Source organism: Natronolimnohabitans sp. A-GB9 (assembly GCF_030848565.1).
GTDB lineage: Archaea > Halobacteriota > Halobacteria > Halobacteriales > Natrialbaceae > Natronolimnohabitans.
Window position 1 is genome coordinate 414,097 of sequence record NZ_JAVDDV010000002.1, and the last position, 15,344, is coordinate 429,440.

At 64.0% G+C, this 15,344-nt stretch carries 22 protein-coding genes and 2 tRNA genes; 7 read left to right on the top strand and 17 right to left on the bottom strand.

Annotated elements, in window-relative coordinates; translation table 11 throughout:
* Nucleotide 1: 1 nt before the first annotated feature.
* The 16 genes from RBH26_RS04545 to RBH26_RS04620 are packed head-to-tail and all read right to left on the bottom strand — an operon-like array spanning nucleotide 2 to nucleotide 8,835.
* Nucleotides 2-196, bottom strand: coding sequence for a 30S ribosomal protein S14 (locus RBH26_RS04545; RefSeq protein WP_306756855.1), 195 nt, complete (start codon nucleotides 194-196; stop codon nucleotides 2-4).
* Nucleotides 189-725 carry a 50S ribosomal protein L5 gene (locus RBH26_RS04550; RefSeq protein ID WP_306756856.1) on the bottom strand — a complete coding sequence of 179 codons (537 nt, stop codon included), beginning with the start codon at nucleotides 723-725 and terminating at the stop codon, nucleotides 189-191. Before RBH26_RS04550 ends, RBH26_RS04545 begins: the two co-directional genes overlap by 8 nt.
* A complete protein-coding gene (locus RBH26_RS04555) occupies nucleotides 722-1,423 on the bottom strand; it encodes a 30S ribosomal protein S4e (RefSeq protein WP_306756857.1) in 702 nt (233 codons plus the stop codon). Before RBH26_RS04555 ends, RBH26_RS04550 begins: the two co-directional genes overlap by 4 nt.
* Nucleotides 1,420-1,791: a 50S ribosomal protein L24 gene (rplX, locus tag RBH26_RS04560; RefSeq protein ID WP_306756858.1), complete on the bottom strand. Its 372-nt coding sequence runs from the start codon at nucleotides 1,789-1,791 to the stop codon at nucleotides 1,420-1,422. The genes RBH26_RS04555 and rplX overlap by 4 nt, the downstream gene beginning before the upstream one ends.
* A gap of 4 nt (nucleotides 1,792-1,795) precedes the next feature.
* Nucleotides 1,796-2,194 (bottom strand): 50S ribosomal protein L14, encoded by a 399-nt coding sequence (locus tag RBH26_RS04565; RefSeq protein ID WP_306756859.1) that lies wholly within the window; start codon nucleotides 2,192-2,194, stop codon nucleotides 1,796-1,798.
* Nucleotides 2,194-2,631 (bottom strand): 30S ribosomal protein S17, encoded by a 438-nt coding sequence (locus RBH26_RS04570; RefSeq protein WP_306756861.1) that lies wholly within the window; start codon nucleotides 2,629-2,631, stop codon nucleotides 2,194-2,196. The genes RBH26_RS04565 and RBH26_RS04570 overlap by 1 nt, the downstream gene beginning before the upstream one ends.
* Complete coding sequence (locus tag RBH26_RS04575) at nucleotides 2,622-3,131, bottom strand: ribonuclease P protein component 1 (protein WP_306756864.1); 510 nt, start codon at nucleotides 3,129-3,131, stop codon at nucleotides 2,622-2,624. The genes RBH26_RS04570 and RBH26_RS04575 overlap by 10 nt, the downstream gene beginning before the upstream one ends.
* 7 nt (nucleotides 3,132-3,138) lie before the next feature.
* Complete coding sequence (gene rpmC, locus RBH26_RS04580) at nucleotides 3,139-3,360, bottom strand: 50S ribosomal protein L29 (protein WP_306756866.1); 222 nt, start codon at nucleotides 3,358-3,360, stop codon at nucleotides 3,139-3,141.
* The gene (locus RBH26_RS04585; protein ID WP_306756867.1) at nucleotides 3,360-4,301 is read right to left on the bottom strand and encodes a 30S ribosomal protein S3; all 942 of its coding nucleotides are present in this window, start codon (nucleotides 4,299-4,301) and stop codon (nucleotides 3,360-3,362) included. Before RBH26_RS04585 ends, rpmC begins: the two co-directional genes overlap by 1 nt.
* Nucleotides 4,301-4,780 carry a 50S ribosomal protein L22 gene (locus tag RBH26_RS04590; protein WP_306756868.1) on the bottom strand — a complete coding sequence of 160 codons (480 nt, stop codon included), beginning with the start codon at nucleotides 4,778-4,780 and terminating at the stop codon, nucleotides 4,301-4,303. The genes RBH26_RS04585 and RBH26_RS04590 overlap by 1 nt, the downstream gene beginning before the upstream one ends.
* Before the next feature lie 7 nt (nucleotides 4,781-4,787).
* Complete coding sequence (locus RBH26_RS04595) at nucleotides 4,788-5,210, bottom strand: 30S ribosomal protein S19 (RefSeq protein WP_306756869.1); 423 nt, start codon at nucleotides 5,208-5,210, stop codon at nucleotides 4,788-4,790.
* Nucleotides 5,207-5,929: a 50S ribosomal protein L2 gene (locus RBH26_RS04600; protein WP_306756870.1), complete on the bottom strand. Its 723-nt coding sequence runs from the start codon at nucleotides 5,927-5,929 to the stop codon at nucleotides 5,207-5,209. The genes RBH26_RS04595 and RBH26_RS04600 overlap by 4 nt, the downstream gene beginning before the upstream one ends.
* A 2-nt stretch (nucleotides 5,930-5,931) precedes the next feature.
* A complete protein-coding gene (locus RBH26_RS04605) occupies nucleotides 5,932-6,186 on the bottom strand; it encodes a 50S ribosomal protein L23 (protein WP_306756872.1) in 255 nt (84 codons plus the stop codon).
* On the bottom strand, nucleotides 6,183-6,935 hold the full coding sequence (gene rpl4p / locus RBH26_RS04610; RefSeq protein WP_306756873.1) for a 50S ribosomal protein L4: 753 nt from the start codon (nucleotides 6,933-6,935) through the stop codon (nucleotides 6,183-6,185). The genes RBH26_RS04605 and rpl4p overlap by 4 nt, the downstream gene beginning before the upstream one ends.
* A gap of 3 nt (nucleotides 6,936-6,938) precedes the next feature.
* Nucleotides 6,939-7,958 carry a 50S ribosomal protein L3 gene (locus tag RBH26_RS04615; RefSeq protein WP_306756874.1) on the bottom strand — a complete coding sequence of 340 codons (1,020 nt, stop codon included), beginning with the start codon at nucleotides 7,956-7,958 and terminating at the stop codon, nucleotides 6,939-6,941.
* 4 nt (nucleotides 7,959-7,962) lie between these two features.
* Entirely contained in the window at nucleotides 7,963-8,835 is an 873-nt protein-coding gene (locus RBH26_RS04620) for an RNA methyltransferase (protein WP_306756876.1), read from the bottom strand.
* Between the two features lie 342 nt (nucleotides 8,836-9,177).
* On the opposite strand from RBH26_RS04620, the gene RBH26_RS04625 reads away from it, so the two are divergent.
* The 7 genes from RBH26_RS04625 (at nucleotide 9,178) to RBH26_RS04655 (ending at nucleotide 13,571) form a co-directional block, all read left to right on the top strand.
* Nucleotides 9,178-9,248, top strand: a tRNA-Gly gene (locus tag RBH26_RS04625).
* A 336-nt stretch (nucleotides 9,249-9,584) separates the two neighbouring features.
* Nucleotides 9,585-9,655 (top strand) — tRNA-Gly (locus tag RBH26_RS04630).
* A 734-nt stretch (nucleotides 9,656-10,389) separates the two neighbouring features.
* Complete coding sequence (locus RBH26_RS04635) at nucleotides 10,390-10,743, top strand: HalOD1 output domain-containing protein (RefSeq protein WP_306756877.1); 354 nt, start codon at nucleotides 10,390-10,392, stop codon at nucleotides 10,741-10,743.
* A gap of 191 nt (nucleotides 10,744-10,934) precedes the next feature.
* Entirely contained in the window at nucleotides 10,935-11,249 is a 315-nt protein-coding gene (locus RBH26_RS04640; protein WP_306756878.1) for an MTH1187 family thiamine-binding protein, read from the top strand.
* A gap of 151 nt (nucleotides 11,250-11,400) precedes the next feature.
* Nucleotides 11,401-11,610, top strand: coding sequence for a heavy-metal-associated domain-containing protein (locus RBH26_RS04645; protein ID WP_306756879.1), 210 nt, complete (start codon nucleotides 11,401-11,403; stop codon nucleotides 11,608-11,610).
* Between the two features lie 75 nt (nucleotides 11,611-11,685).
* Nucleotides 11,686-12,618 (top strand): methenyltetrahydromethanopterin cyclohydrolase, encoded by a 933-nt coding sequence (gene mch, locus RBH26_RS04650; RefSeq protein WP_306756880.1) that lies wholly within the window; start codon nucleotides 11,686-11,688, stop codon nucleotides 12,616-12,618.
* A gap of 239 nt (nucleotides 12,619-12,857) precedes the next feature.
* Nucleotides 12,858-13,571, top strand: coding sequence for an HAD family hydrolase (locus RBH26_RS04655; RefSeq protein WP_306756881.1), 714 nt, complete (start codon nucleotides 12,858-12,860; stop codon nucleotides 13,569-13,571).
* Between the two features lie 118 nt (nucleotides 13,572-13,689).
* Here RBH26_RS04655 and RBH26_RS04660 read toward each other — a convergent pair whose 3' ends face one another.
* Nucleotides 13,690-15,339 carry a GTP-binding protein gene (locus RBH26_RS04660; RefSeq protein WP_306756882.1) on the bottom strand — a complete coding sequence of 550 codons (1,650 nt, stop codon included), beginning with the start codon at nucleotides 15,337-15,339 and terminating at the stop codon, nucleotides 13,690-13,692.
* Between the last annotated feature and the right edge of the window lie 5 nt (nucleotides 15,340-15,344).

Here is a 15,344-nt window from a genome sequence, read left to right on the forward strand (position 1 = left end):
GTTATCGGTACTTCTTGAATCCCATATCGCGGGCGATCTCACGGAAGCACTGGCGACAGAGGTTGATGTCGTATTTGCCGACGAGACCCTGCTTGCGGCCACAGCGCTGGCACTCCTCGATCTGGCCGGTACGCTTTGCCGCGTGCTCTCCCGTGCGCTCGCTTTCTACGTCGCTTTCGGTTTCGCTTTCACTCATCGTCTGCCTCCTCGACGGTCACGTCGAAGTTGGCCTCGAGGAACCCGATAGCGTCCTCGGGCGTGAGGCGGTGTTTCGACGGGATCGAGCGGGTGGCTTTGTCGCGTTTCGCGACGCGATAGCCCGGACGCACCAGGTTGACGGTGACGTCCAGCCCGTAGATCCCGACGTTCGGGTCGTACTCCTGGCTTGGGAACTCGGTGTGTTCCTCGACGCCGAAGCTGAAGTTGCCCGTATCGTCGAACTGGGTTGCCGAAATATCGGCAAGCGGGAGGGCCTTCTCGAGGAAGTCGTACGCGTCTTCGCCCCGAAGGGTAACCTTCGCACCGATCGGATCTCCCTGGCGGATACCGAAATCGGGTTCGGTACGTTTGGCCTGGGTACGGACGCTTTCCTGTTCGGTGACCTCCTCGATGATGTCCTCGGCCTTGCCGAGTTCGCGACCACCCTGACCGACGCCCATGTGGACGACGACCTTCTCGACGCGCGGTTCGCGCATCTCGTGGAAGTCGGCTTCAGCCTCGCTCATTCGTCATCACCCGTGAAGTTCTCGTCGATCACGACGACGTACTCTTCGACGGTCTCGAAGCCACCGTCGTCGGTGTCGACGCCGACGGTGTTCGAGCCACTGCCCGGCGTGACGTCGATCGCGTCGATCTCGCCGATCTTGCCACCGTGGTTGCCACGGATAGCCGTCACGAGCGCGCCCTCTTCGTAGGGGAAGTGGGCGACAATCGATTTGTCGTCGTTGTCGATGACGATCGAGTCGTTCGTCTCGTACCCGCTGTCGTCGTCGATGAGGACGTTCGTGCCGTCGTGTAGCGTGAGCTGCGTCTGGCCGCCGGGGACCTGCTGTTTGCCCTCGATCTTGCCCAGTCGGCTCTGGGCAGCGTCCTCGTCGATCTCGGTCAGCGCGAGCCGACCGCCCTCGTCGGGGAAGACGCGGTAGTACTCCCCTCGACCGGGGAACGCGAGGATGTCGAAGATACCGATCGGGCGCTTCTCGTCGTTGATCGCTTGTCCGTTGACGAGGATCGCGTCCTCGGAAAGCGCGTATCGGGCTTCCTTCTTCGAGTCGACGTAGCCGAGCACGTCCCGCAGCAGGACGACGAGGGGAACACCCTCCTCACCGTGCGGGCCGGCACCGGCCTTGACCGTGAACGTGTCGGTCTTGCGCTCGACCGGCCAGGACTTCGGTACTGAGAGTCGTTTCTGGTGTTTCGTCATTCGCTATCACCTTCGTCGCTGTCGCCTTCGAGGCGAGCCTCGCGACGCTCGTCCTCTAAGTCGAGCTCCGTGATGCGGACGTTCGATGGGTCGAGCGGTCGCGGCACTTCCTCGCCGTCGGCCGTCTCGACGGTGACGTCTTCGACGTGGATGACGCCGTCCTCGAGGATGGCACGAACGACTTCGCCTTCCTCGCCGGCGTGGTCGCCACGCATGATCTCGACGGTGTCGCCCGCGTTGACGCGGGTCCGACGGGTGTCGTACTCCTCGCGGAGCTCGTCGGACAGCGTCGCGTGGAGCTGTTTCTGCCGCTTGTGTAGCGGCGCTCGCTCCGTCTGCGTTCGCTGTTTGTGTGGTTGCTTGCTCATGGTTCTATACGATCATCGTCGCCGTAGAGGCGATCGCTCCGAATCGTTCTGCGACCTCGCGGGCGATCGGTCCTTTGATCTCCGTCCCGCGGGGCTCCTCGTTCTCGTCGATGATGACCGCCGCGTTGTCCTCGAACTTCAGGCGCGTACCGTCGGGCCGGCGGATCGATTTCCGCTGGCGGACGACGACGGCCTCGAGGACCTGGCGACGCATCTCGGGGGTCCCTTTCGTGACCGAGACGGTCACCTTGTCACCGATCCCCGCCTTCGGCTGGCGGTTCTTGGTGCCCTGGTAGCCCGAGACGCTGAGGATCTTCAGCTCACGCGCGCCGGTGTTGTCGGCACACGTGACCAGCGAGCCCTTCTTTAGGCCCTGGGTGACGTCGGCTTTCATCGCCTCCATCACTGATCACCCTCTTCTTCGGCCGCAGTGAGGTCCTCGTCGGAGAGCTCCGGCTCAGGCTCTGCCTGACCCGTGAGCTCGGCGACGTCCTCTGCGGTGGCTTCTTCGGTTACTTCGACGACCACGTGCGATTTGGTCTTCGACAGTGGTCGGGTCTCTGCGATCTTGACCGTGTCACCGACCGAGAGCGGCTCGAGCACGCCCGGCACGTGGGCCGGAATGCGCGAGCGTCGTTTCATGTAGCGGTCGTATTTCGGAACCGCTACGTCGTACTCTCGCTCGACGACTACGGTCTTGTCCATGTCCGTCGAGACGACCTGCCCTTCGAGGATCTGCCCTCGAACGGGAAGCTCGCCGTAGAACGGACACTTCTCGTAGTCGTATTCCTCCGGGTTTTCCGGTTCCGGAGGGGTTTCAACGTCTAGTCCTATTGCCATGGTGAATCACCGTTCGTTTCAGTTCGTCGGGCGGGTCGTGAGAGCAGCCGCGATCCATCGACCGTAACGTAGGCCACGTCCTCGCCAGCGGCGTGACAGCGATCCCGTGTGGAATCGTCGCCACGACAGTTGGCGGTATCTCCGCCAACTCGGTCCTCCTGACCGTTTCCGGCCGCGGAGGGTTTGGTGTCGGCCAGTTTGGACGCGGTCCCCGACTCCTTGGCGGAGTCGGCGGCGTCATCTGTGATCGCGAACTCGAACGTCGAGCCCGATTTCGGCACCATCACCACCCGAGACTCGCCGTCGTCACGCTCGGCGGTCACACCGCCTCGCCAACGTTCCGCCTCCGGCGGAACGCAAACCTCTATCGAGAGCGTGTTGGTCGTCTCGATGACGACCCGCCCTTCGAGGCCCTCCCGCGAGGGGTCGTCGCTCTCGACGACCCGGACGGGAAGCCCGTTGAGTTCGTGTCGTGGCAGAGTTTCGGGTGTCAGTGCCATTTGTGTGTTATGCTTCGTCTTCGTCTTCGAGGTCGCCCTCTTCGCGCTGGATCGTCTTGATCCGCGCGATGGTGCGACTCAGTTCGCCGATACGGCCCGGGTTCTCCGGGGCCCCACCGGCGGCCAGGACGGACTTCTGGTTGAGCAGTTCCGTCTCGAGTTCCTCGAGTTCTTCCTGCCGTTCGGCAGGCGTCATGTCGCGGATTTCTTCGACGTGGAGAATAGCCATCAGGCGTCACCTCCTTCGTCTCCGTCTTCGTCTTCCTCGTCCATCTCAGCCATCAGCTCTTCGGCTTCGGCCTCGACGTCTTCCTCGAGTTCGTCTAGGTCCTCTTCGATCGGCGACTCGTCGGGAATCTCGACTTCTTCCTCGTCTTCGCCGGCGACCTCTTCCTCGATGACTTCCTCGACGGCCTCTTCGTCGACTTCGGGCTCGGGCTCGACGGCGTCCTCGGCAGGTGCCTCGGCACCTTCCGCGGTTGCCTCGGCCTCCTGGGGTTCGCCTTCGAGCAGTTCCTCGACGCCCTCGGCCTCGTTGGCCTCGACGGCCTCGGGGACGAGTTCTTCGGGATCGACGTCCTCCTGGATCTCGAAGTCGTCGGGGAGTTCGGCACCCGGCGGGATGATCTTGACGTCGACGCCGATGGTACCGAGTTTCATCACTGCGACGCCCTGACCGTGGTCGACGACCTCTTCGGCGGGTTCGCCGTTGTGTTTGATGTAGCCACGGTTGAACTTCTCGACGCGCGATCGAGCGCCGGTGACCTTCCCGGAGAGGACGATCTCGGCGCCGAGTGCGCCGGCTTCCATGATCCGGTCGATCGTCGTGTGACCGGCTTTCCGGAAGTACCAGCCACGCTCGAGTGCGTTGGCCAGTCGATCGGCGACGATCCGTGCGTTGAGGTCGGGTTCCTCGACCTCCTGGACGTCGATCTGTGGGTCCTCGAGGTCGAACTGCTCCTCGAGAGCCGTCGTGATCTTTCGGATGTTCTCGCCGCCTTTACCGATGACCATCCCCGGCTTCTCGGCCTTGAGGACGATCTGGGTGCCCATCGGCGTCTTGGCGACGTCCATACCACCGTAGCCTGCGCGGCCGAGCTCTTCCTGGAAGAACTCGTCGATCTGGGACCGCTGCAGGCCGTTTTCGATGAATTGTTGTTCGTCAGCCATTAGTTTTCACCCTCCTCGTCCTCGTCGACTTCTTCGACGATGATTTCGACGTCGACCTCCGGCGTGTTCCACGCCGATGCACGCCCCATCGCGCGGGGCTTGCGGCCGACCGACTCGCCGACCTTGTGGGCGGCGACGTGGACGATTTCCATCGACGCGCCGTCGAATCCCTGGTTGTCGGCGTTGGCCTCGACGTTCTCGAGCAGGTCGAGGAACTCCCCCGAGACCTTCTCGGGGTACTTGCCGGCGTCCCAGCCGTCGATATCCGAGCGGTGGCCGGCGCCCGTGTTGTGGGACTTGAACGGAACCGACTGCTCTTCGTCGATGACGTCCTGGAGGTACGCCTGGGCCTCCTCGACGGTACGACCCTTGATCGCGCGTGCGACCTCCTTGCTGTGCTTGTGGCTCATGTGACGCTCCCGGAGCATCGCTTTCGCGGTCGTGTCCGGATCCGCGTCGACTGAGTAGTTGATTCCCATGCGTGAATCACTTCAGTGGGACGAACTTCGAGGAGCGAGTCGCGCCGATACCTGCCTGTCCGTGCTCGACGGACGTGCGGGTCAGCTGGAACTCGCCGAGATAGTGTCCGATCATCTCGGGTTCGATACGGACGCGCTCGAACGACTGGCCGGTGTAGACCTCGAAGGTCAGTCCGACGAACTCCGGCAGGATCGGCATATCCCGCAGATGCGTTCGGATCGGCGCGTTCGCAGTCTCCTCTTCGTCTTTCTCGCGGGCCTCCTCGAGCAGCTTCTGCTTCTCGACGGAGAGACCGCGTTCGATACTTCGCCGCTGGCGAGCGGGTAGCAGTTCCGCGACTTCCTCGAGCTCCATGTCCTGCAGCTCGTCGAGCGTGTGGCCGCGGTAGGTGAACTCACCTTCACGGCCGGTTCTGTACTCCTGACTCATTTGTTTCCACCTCGGCCGGTACGACGCGAGGAGATGTCACCCACCTTCCGTCCCGGCGGGGCGTCCCGCGAGACGGACTTGGGTTTGCCGGGGTGCTGTCGGCCGCCGCCACCGAAGGGGTGGTCGACGGCGTTCATCGCGACACCGCGGACGCGGGGCCACTTGCCACCACGGGCTTTCATTTTGTGGTGTTTGTTCCCTGCCTTGACCATCGGCTTCTCCGTGCGACCGCCACCGGCGACGACGCCGATGGTGGCACGACACTGCGGGTCGAGGCGCTTGACTTCACCGCTTGGCAGCTGAACGACCGCGGCGTTGCGGTCGTGAGTGATCAGGTCCGCGTTGACACCGGAGGCACGGGCGAACTTACCGCCGTCGCCCGGGTTGGCCTCGATGTTACAGACCGGAACCCCTTCCGGAATTTCAGCAAGCGGCAGCGTGTTGCCCGGCTTGATCTCGGCCGAGACGCCGACCTGGATCTCTTCGCCGACGCTGACGCCTTCGGGTGCGAGGACGAGACGCTGTTCGCCGTCCTCGAACTCGATGGCCGCGACAGGTGCCGATCGGGCCGGGTCGTGTTCGATGTCGACGACCGTCCCGCGGACGACGTCGTCGTCCTCGGCCTTTTTGTGGTCGAGCTTCGCTTTGTATCGGTGCGACGGGGCACGGAACGTGGAGGTCCCGCGTCCGCGTCGTTGTCCGAGAATGCGTCGTCCCATCGTTAGAACACCCCGATTCGCGAGGCGACTTCCTGTGCGTCGTCGTCCTCGGAGAGTTTGACGACTGCTTTCTTCTTGCCGTTCATCGTGACCTGTGTGTTGATGTCGTCGACCGTGACCTCGAAGCGCTCTTCGACGACGTCACTGATCTCCGGCTTGGTGGCGTCGGGGTTGACGACGAACTGGAGCTTGTTCTCGAAGTCCATGTCGTTCATCGCCTTCTCCGTGACCAGCGGGTGTTCGATGATCGAACTCATCGGTCTGCCACCTCCTCGAGTGCGCTTTCGGTCCAGACGGTCAGTCGACCCGGCTGTGCGCCGGGTGCGAGTTCTTCTGCGTTGACCTCCGCAGCGGTCGTCACGTCGGCTCCAGCGAGGTTCCGGGCCGCACGGGACGGACCGGACTCGCTCGAGGTGACGAACAGGATCGACTTGGGCTCTTGGTACTTCCGACCGCGGGTCTTTCCGCGACCCGAGCGGACGTTGCGGCCCTCGTCGGCGCGTTCGATGTCTTCGTCGAGACCAGCGGCCTCGAGGAAGGAGACGACTTCCTTCGTCTTCTTCAGCTCCTCGAACTCGTCGGAGACGACGACCGGAAGCTCGGCGTCGTCGTCGAACGCGTGTCCGCGCTCAGCGACGAGTTCGGCATCGGTTGTCGCGGCGATGGCGCTGCGGATTGCCAGTTTCTTCTCTTTCGTGTTGATCGATTCGGACCAGTCCTTCTCGGCCTTTGGCGGGTGGGCCTTTCGTCCCTTGACGGTCTGGGGAACGCGTCGACCGCGTCCCTCCTGTCGTGGAACGTGGGCCATCCCGCGGCCGCTGCCGAACGATTCGGCCGGCGTACGGAGGCCGGCGAACTCGTCGGCACCGTAGTCCTGTTTCCGGTTTGCCTGGGCGACGCGAACGGCGCGGGCGATCAGGTCCGGGCGGTACTGGGTCTCGAAGACCGCCGGGAGCGTAACCGAGCCCGCGTCGTCGCCGTCCAGGTCTCGTACTGTTGCGTCCATGATTTATCCCTGGTTAGATGCGGTGGAGACGTAGCGCACCTCGGGATCGAGGCGCGGCTGGTCTCCGGGTCGGATCGCCGGGCGGAAGCGCACGAGACGCTTCTCCGGCCCGGGGAGCGAGCCCTTGATCAGCGCGTGCGGTCCGTCGACTTCGCCGTAGTTGACGAAGCCGCCGTCGACCGTCGCGTCGGCGCCGTCGCCGATGTCGACGAGGCGCTTGTTCAGTTCCGTCCGCTGGTGGTAGCCGGTCTGGCCCTGCTGTGGGACCGTCGACCGGACACGGGACGGGTTCCAGGGACCGAGGTTCCCGATGCGGCGGCGCCAGCCCTGCCGGGCGTGTTTGCCCTTGCGTTTCTGGACGCCCCAGCGTTTGACGGGGCCCTGGGTCCCTTTCCCTTTCGTGACGCCGCTTGCGTCGACGTACTCGCCAGCGCGGAACACGTCGTTCATGACGTGTTCGCCGCCGTCCTCGAGCAGTTCGAGGGCGAAGTCGACGCGTTCCTCGACGGAACCGCCGCCGACGCGCGTCTCCATCACGTCCGGTTTCTTCTTGGGGACCGAGGGAACCTCGGACGGAACCGTATGCGTGATGACGCGGACGTCGTCGACGCGTCCCTCCGAGAGGAGGCCGCGAAGCTCGTCTTCGGCGGCGTTGGCGTCGTAGTCGTCACCGGGGAGGTCGAGGGTCCGATCGAGTTCGGGGACGAACTCGTCGGTCCAGACCTCGGTAACCGGCTGCTTTCCGTACGGCGTGTCTTCGTACGCACGCAGGGCGACGGCGCGCATTGGCGGCGTCTCCACGATCGTCACGGGGACGGTCTGTTCCATCCCCTCGGTCGGCGAGTTTGCTTGATCGTCGACCATGACGACGTGGGTCATGCCGGCCTTGTAGCCCGCGAAACCCTGGAGCGTCGGCTGTCCTTCGTCGTCCGGCCACGAGTTGAAGCGTGGGACCTCGCTGGTCGCACGCTTTCGTGGGCCGAACCCGAGTGAGCCTTTGCGTGGTGAATTTGCTTGTGGCATTCTATCACTCTCTCAGTGAGAGGGGAGCGAGAGTAGCGAACAGAGCCTCTTCCGTTCGCACGACCTCACTCCCTTGGTTCGGAACCGTGTTCAGCCAGAGGTCGAACCCCGGATCGGCATCGGTTGTGGGTTCGACTCCGTCATCCGCATCGTCCCCATACTGGGCGGCGACAGCGGATGCCTCGATTCCGAGGATATCCGGCAGCCCTCGCTCGGGCGCGCCGAATGCGACGGTCATCCCGTCGTCGACACGTCCGGCCAGCGTCTCGAGTCGCCCGACGGTGAGTTCCTCACCGTACCGGGACGACGCGATACAGACGCCGGCGTCCTCACGGCCGAGTGCTGCGGAGAGGTCCGTCCGCTCGATCGACAGCCCTGGAAGGGGCTCGTCGACGAGCTTGGCCCGGACCGGTCGTCGCGAAGAGATCCTGACGGTCACGCGCTCTCCCGCTTCGACCTCCATATCCGGAGGCGTGTTGAGGGAGATCGGGTGTTGCAGTCCGCAATTGACCCGGACGCGCCCTTCAGGTCCGACCTCGGTCACGATCCCTTGTCTTGACGACCCCGAACCGTTCGATTCGGAGCCGGTCTGTGACACGGCACGGAGCGGCGGCAAGACACCCGCGTACTCCAGTTCGTCCCGCATCCCCCACACCTCGTTTCGGAGGTACGGCGGCGTTGCGGCGTACCGCAAGACGGTGTGTACGAACCCGCCGTCGAATCGCCCTGTTTCGCCGTCCGGATCGGGGAAGACGATCAGGCGATCGGCCCGGAAGATCGTCGCCGCGCGGGCGACGTATCCGAGTTTGCGAGTTGCCTCGCGTTTGTCCTCGGCTTCACGGGTGAGCGACGACGGCACGAGTACGCTGACGGTCATGCCGAGACGCTTCGGCGCCGCGTCACTAGACTGTAGCGATGTCTTGCGGTCAAGGTCTTAAAAGGATAGCGGATTCGATCCCGGCTGTGACTCGCTCTCGGGTGAGAATTCGACACATACAGGTCACGGCGAGTGGCCGTCATCGAGGGTGATACTTTTCCCCACACGCTCGATCCGATCGGGCGAATACGCTGTCCGATGGGACGGCCGCTCGAGCACTCCTCGGCCGGCCGAATCGGCAATTGCGCGTGACTCGAGCGTGTGATACGACGTCCATTGCCACAGCTGATTCGGTTCGCAACCCTTATACACCTCTCCCGAGTTAGATGTAACTGCAACAGGGCGCTGGTAGTGTAGTGGTATCACGTGACCTTGCCATGGTCACAACCTGGGTTCAAATCCCAGCCAGCGCATTTCTGTCGCGAACAAACCCGTGAGCGACAGCAATCGTTCTTTGATTTGAATCAGGGTAGCCGCAGCGCCGAACGGAGTGGGGCGACCGTCTACCCGTGGTTCAAATCCCAGCCAGCGCATTTCTCTGAATCCAACTCCACGAGCGATCGCGTACGTTCTGCTGTGATTAAGTGTCGCGAGTACGCAGTGGATTTTTTCCGGCCAGAGCCGAGGATGACGAACGAGCGGATCGGACTCGAGTCGCCCATAGAAATTTAGTAAGTATCGTGACACTCCTACTTTCGACATTTATAAGTATCCGTGGCACCTCGATCGAAGTGTACTCGCAATCGAACGCGCTGGTAGTGTAGTGGTATCACGTGACCTTGCCATGGTCACAACCTGGGTTCAAATCCCAGCCAGCGCATTTCTGTCGCGAACAAACCCGTGAGCGTTGCGTGGCGCTACGCGCCACGAAAGTTGCGAACGGCGAAGCCGTGAGCGACGGAAATCGTTCTCGGATTTGAATTAGGGTAGCCGCAGCGCCGAACGGAGTGAGGCGACCGTCTACCCGTGGTTCAAATCCCAGCCAGCGCATTTCTCTGAATCCAACTCCACGAGCGATCGCGTACGAAGTGTCGCGAGTACGTAGTATCGACCGTATGCGAGAGAGTTGGATCCGACTCGAGTGCGTCGACTGCGAGAAGCAGTGGGACGCCGCGCCTGCCGACTTGCCGTCGCCGGGCAACCAGTATACCTGCGAGCACTGCGGGGCACAACGACCCGTCTCGGAGTTCGCCCGGACCCAGCGCAGCCTGGATATCCTCGAGGATGATCAGCGTCCGCGTTCAGTTCGAACCGCGTTATGTTCGCCGAGAATGATCGATTACTCGATCGTATTTCCGTGTCGTAACGCGTGATTAGCACTCGAGTCGCTCGCGAATCGGGCTCGTTCGACAACGTTCATGAACGATAATCCGCAATTGGGACCCACTCGAGTCCTGCGGTTTCGACGGCGTACGCCTAACGTTTCGTGACTAATTGGACGTTCCCACTGTCCACAGGCGGATTCAGTCACGCTCGTCGATCGATATCGGCTGCGATTGGCTTTTATACCGCGAGTAACTACGAATCAATAGACGATTGAACCGCTGATCTCCTATGCAAACTGAACTTCCAGCCACGGACGGCCCCGACGGACTGCAGTACGATCAGACCAACGACCGCTACGTCTTCGCTCACGACCCCGACGGTACCGCGACGATCACGACGACCATCGTCCACGCGCTCGCGTCGATCGCCGATACCGACGTCTCGCAGGGTGAGTTCTCCCTCTACGACAGCGTCGATCCCGACGCCCTCGACCGTCTCTTCAGAAAGAAAGCCGACGGGACCGAACGCACGGGTGGACACGTCGCCTTCACTGCCCTCGAGCACGAGGTGTACGTCTACGCCAACGGCGACGTCATCATCTACCCGCCGTCGGAGGCGTCGCGTCCGGGTCGAGCCGACTGATACCGTCGGTCGACGGTCCGCTGTCGCCGCTGCGGTTGGGTTCTTCGTTTTTCGACACTCGAGAGCGATAGCGATGGCGACAGCGACAGCGACGGGTCGACGGTCGCCCGATCGGCCCCACCGTCGCGTCGGCGTACCGATGAACGGACGGGATAGATGGCATTTAGGATGTACGCGCCGATGGCTCTCCTATGACAGTCGTCGCACTGTTGAGCGTCGCACCGGTGATCGAGGACAGCATGTCCGGCGAGGTCGCGAAGGCCGTCGATGCCCTCGAGGGCTACGACGTCGAGTACGAGACCAATCCCATGGGAACGGTGATCGAGGCCGAGGAGATCGGGGAACTGTTCACGGCCGCGCAGGCTGCCCACGAAGCGGTCGACGCCGACCGTGTGAGCACTGTTCTGAAGATCGACGACAAACGCAGTCGCGAGGGCTCCGCCGACGAGAAAGTCGAGGCCGTCGAGGAACACCTCGGACGGGCGGCGACGAACAGCGAGGAGTAGTGCCCGAAGACTGCGAGGGCGTTTCGTCGCAGCAGCGGTACCGAGTAGACGCCCGGGTCGACAGTCCTGCCGCCGCTTTCCCGTCGACGGGCGACGCGGGGTTGTAGTCGAGAGCGGAAGACACTAGCCGTCCGGCGACCGAGCCACCGATATGGAACAGACGACGCTCGACGTCGACGGAATGGCCTGTGACGGTTGTGAAGCGAACGTGATCGACGCGCTCGAGGCCCTCGAGGGGGTCTCGTCGGCGACGGCCGACCACGAGGCCGGTACGGTTCGCGTCGAACACGACGAGGTGACCGTCGACGAGAACACACTCGGCGGGACGATCGAGGACGCCGGCTACGAGGTCGTCGCCTGATCGCCGACGGCGACGACGCAGGCGGGCGGCCACGAACTGACAAACTGTTTTAGCGCGGAGCGTGAACCGACCGGTATGGAGAGTCTCAACCGGATGGCGATCGAGTTGGTCGACGAGGCCCTCGAGTACGCCGAGGAGTTGAACATCGGCGGTTACGACCTCGCTAACGAGGCGACGGTACTCGACTTCGGCCTCGAGTTCGACGGCGGCATCGAAGCCGGACTGTTGTTGACCGAGATTCAGACCGCGGGAATGGCGACGCCGAGTCACCAGCTCGGCGAACTCGGCGACGCACCGATACCGTTTATCGAACTGACGACGGACCAGCCGGCGCTCTCGCTGCTGTGCTCGCAGAAGGCAGGCTGGGAGCTGACGACCGAGGACTTCGAGGGGCTGGGGAGCGGGCCCGCACGCGCACTGGTCGCTCAGGAGGAGGAGTTCCACCGCGTCGGTTACACGGACGCGTTCGACCTGACGGCACTGGCCGTCGAGACCGACCAGGAACCGACCGCCGCCGCGGCCGAACAGGTCGCCGAGCTCGCGGAGGTCGAGACCAGCAGTGTCTTCCTGCTTTCCTATCCATCCGCGAGCCTCGTTGGGAGCGTCACCAACGCCGCCCGCGCGGCCGAACTCGCGACCTTCCGGCTTTCGGAACTGGGATACGATCCCTTGGACATCGTCTCGGCGACCGGTCGAGCACCCGTCGCGCCCGTCGCCGCCGACGAGGAAACCGCGATCGCCCGAACGAACGACGCCATCGCCTACGGCGGAACGGCTCATCTCACGGTTCGTGAGGACGCCGACGTCTTCGACGACGTTCCGTCGACCGCCGCCGAGGCACACGGCCGCCCGTTCGGGGAGATCTTCGACGACCTCGAGTGGGAGTTCTCGGAGGTTCCGTCGGATCTCTTCGCACCCGCGAAGGTCACCATCGACGTAATCGGCGGGCCGACGTACGTCCATGGCGAGACCGACGAGGAACTGCTCGTCGACTCCTTCGAACTCTAATACTGCCGGACAGAACGATTCACCGATCGGTCGCGCGACTGTGGCCGTCCCAACGGGTGACGGCCGCGAGTTCGCGACCGACGGGTCACTGACTGCTGTCCGGCAGTATAACCGTTCGATTCAAACCGGTCCTCGAACCGTCCGACGATCCCGCGGCCGTCGAACCGATCCTCGCGGCCGTTCCCGGGACGGCTGGCACCGGCGATCGGTTTTAGTTCCGGTCGATCGTAGCCGAAGCCATGGCTGGAATCGACCCCGACTCCGGTACCGGATCGGCGGCCGTCGTCGACACGGTCTGTTTCGATCTCGACGATACGCTGTGTCGGTACAGTCAACCCGGAGACGTCGTCCTCGACCGGGCGTTCGAGCGTGTCGGCGCCGACGAGCCATGGGGAATCGAAGACTACTACGGCCGCTATCGCGACTACCTCGAGGAGAGTGACGACGCCGCCGACCTCCGCCGGCGGTGTTTCGCAGACCTCGCCGTCGACGCCGGTTACGACCGCGATACCGGTCGTGCTGTCGCCGAAGCCTACGGCGAGTTTCGCGACCGGGAGGCCGTCGAACTCGTCCCGGGCGCGCGTGATGTCGTCGAGACGCTGGCCGGCGAGTACCGTCTCGGGCTGGTCACCAACGGCGCACCCGACATGCAACGAACGAAACTCGAGGCGGTGGCCTTAGACGATTATTTCGAGACGGTCGTCTGTGCCGGGTACGAGACGGCCGCGAAACCAGCCGCCGAGCCGTTCGAACGGGCACTCGAGGCGCTCGAAGCGACGCCCGACCGAGCGGTCTACGTCGGCAACTCGCTGGCCGCAGACGTCGCCGGCGCTCGAGCGGCCGGACTCGAGTCGGTCTGGGTGCCCCACACCGAGGACGTTCCCGTACGACCCGAGCCAACGCCGACGTATCGCCTCGAGCGGCTCTCAGAACTGGCGACGCCGCCGTGGTGACGGGACGTCCCCTCACGGGCGCTCATACGGACTGCTGTACCGATCTCCCGCCGATCGCCGCCCCCATCCTGGCGATCGGCGGTCAGTGACGACAGGAGACCGTATCAGGCGGTCCGGATCACTCCATCGGGTGGACGTCGGTCACCGTTCCGACGCCCTTACTGCGGCCCTCGCGGAAGACGAACTTCTGGCCCTCCTCGACGAGGTACGGACGGAACTTGAACCGAACCGTGGTCTTACCGGTGTCACCCGGAAGGAGACGGCCGTTTTTCGGGTAGAAGGCCGCGGCCTCGCCGATCGTCTCGAGGTGGACGACGGGTTCGTAGCCGTCGCCGATCCGGGTGGGGTGGTTGAGAACCATCACTTCGGCTTCGAACTCCCGGACGGGGTCGGGATCGGCGTCGCGTGGCAACAGGACCATCCCGCGGTCGATGGCGCTTTCTTTGACGCCTTTGAGCGCGATACCGACGATTCGGCCGGCCTGGGCCTCGTCGACACGGTGGTAGTGCATCTCGATCGAGCGGACTTCGACCTCCCGGAACCGGCCGTCGGGCATCGGCCCGAGCAGGAGTTCGTCGCCGGCCTCGACCTCGCCGGACATGACGGTTCCGGAGGCGACTGCACCGACGCCGGTCACCGAGTAGCTCCGGTCGACGTACATCCGGAACTCGCCGGTATCCTGGGACGTCTTGGGGAGCCGATCGAACAGCTCGTCTAACGTCTCGAGGCCGTCCATCGTGATCGCGCTCGTCTCGACGATCGGGACGACCCGTTCGCTGATCTCTTCGACGGCGGCGTCGACGCCGTGGCGGGAGACCCGCAGCGGCGACTTGTCGACCTCGCGCAGGAGGCGTTCGACCTCGCGTTCGACGTCCTCGATGCGCTCCTCGTCGACGATATCGGTCTTGGTGATCGCGACGATCGTCGGGAGGTCCGTCGCCAGCAAGACGCCGAGGTGTTCTCGAGTGGTGCGTGTCGGTCCGTCGTCAGCGGCGACGACCAACAGTCCGTAGTCGAGTTTCTGGCCGACGAGCCCTCGAATGGTGGTTCGGAGCCACGGCTCGTGACCGACCGTGTCGACGAAGGAGACGAGACGGTCGGCCTCCTCGACGACTTCCGCGCGGTCTGTCTTGCGGTTCGGATTCCGGACCCGGACCGGGCCCTCCTCGTCGAAACCGTAGACGGCATACGACAGGTCCGCCGACAGCCCGCGTTCGACCTCGTGGGGCTGGACGTCAAGATACGCCCGCGTGGCGCCGTCGCCGTCGTCGGGCGTGCCCGTGACGAGCGAGCCGACGAGCGTGCTCTTTCCGTGGTCGACGTGGCCCGCCGTCCCGACGACGACGTGTTCGTCGTCCGTCTCGAGGACGCCCCCCTCACGGATCGTCGCGACGCCGACCAGCCCGGACGTCTCCGACGATCGGTCGCCGCCGGATTCACTCGAGCGCGAAACACCGTCTACGCTCCACGTCTGGACCTCGTCGATGTGTGCGTCTGCCTCTTCGGCGAGCAAGGAGAGAACGTCCATCGTCTCGGAGAACGTGTCGGGGTCGACGCCAGCGAGTCCGCCGTCGTCGGTCACGCCGACGACGTAGGTCGCCTCGCCGTCCCCGGAGAGCAGTCGGTGACGCAGTTGCGCGGCCAGGCTCTCCCGGCGTCCACCCTCGAGGTGGACGTCTCGTGACAGGCGTTCCTTGAATTCGACGTTGCCACCGTCCTGTTCGCCACGGTCCAGGGCTCGCTCGAGGAGAGCCCGGTCACGGCTCATACAGT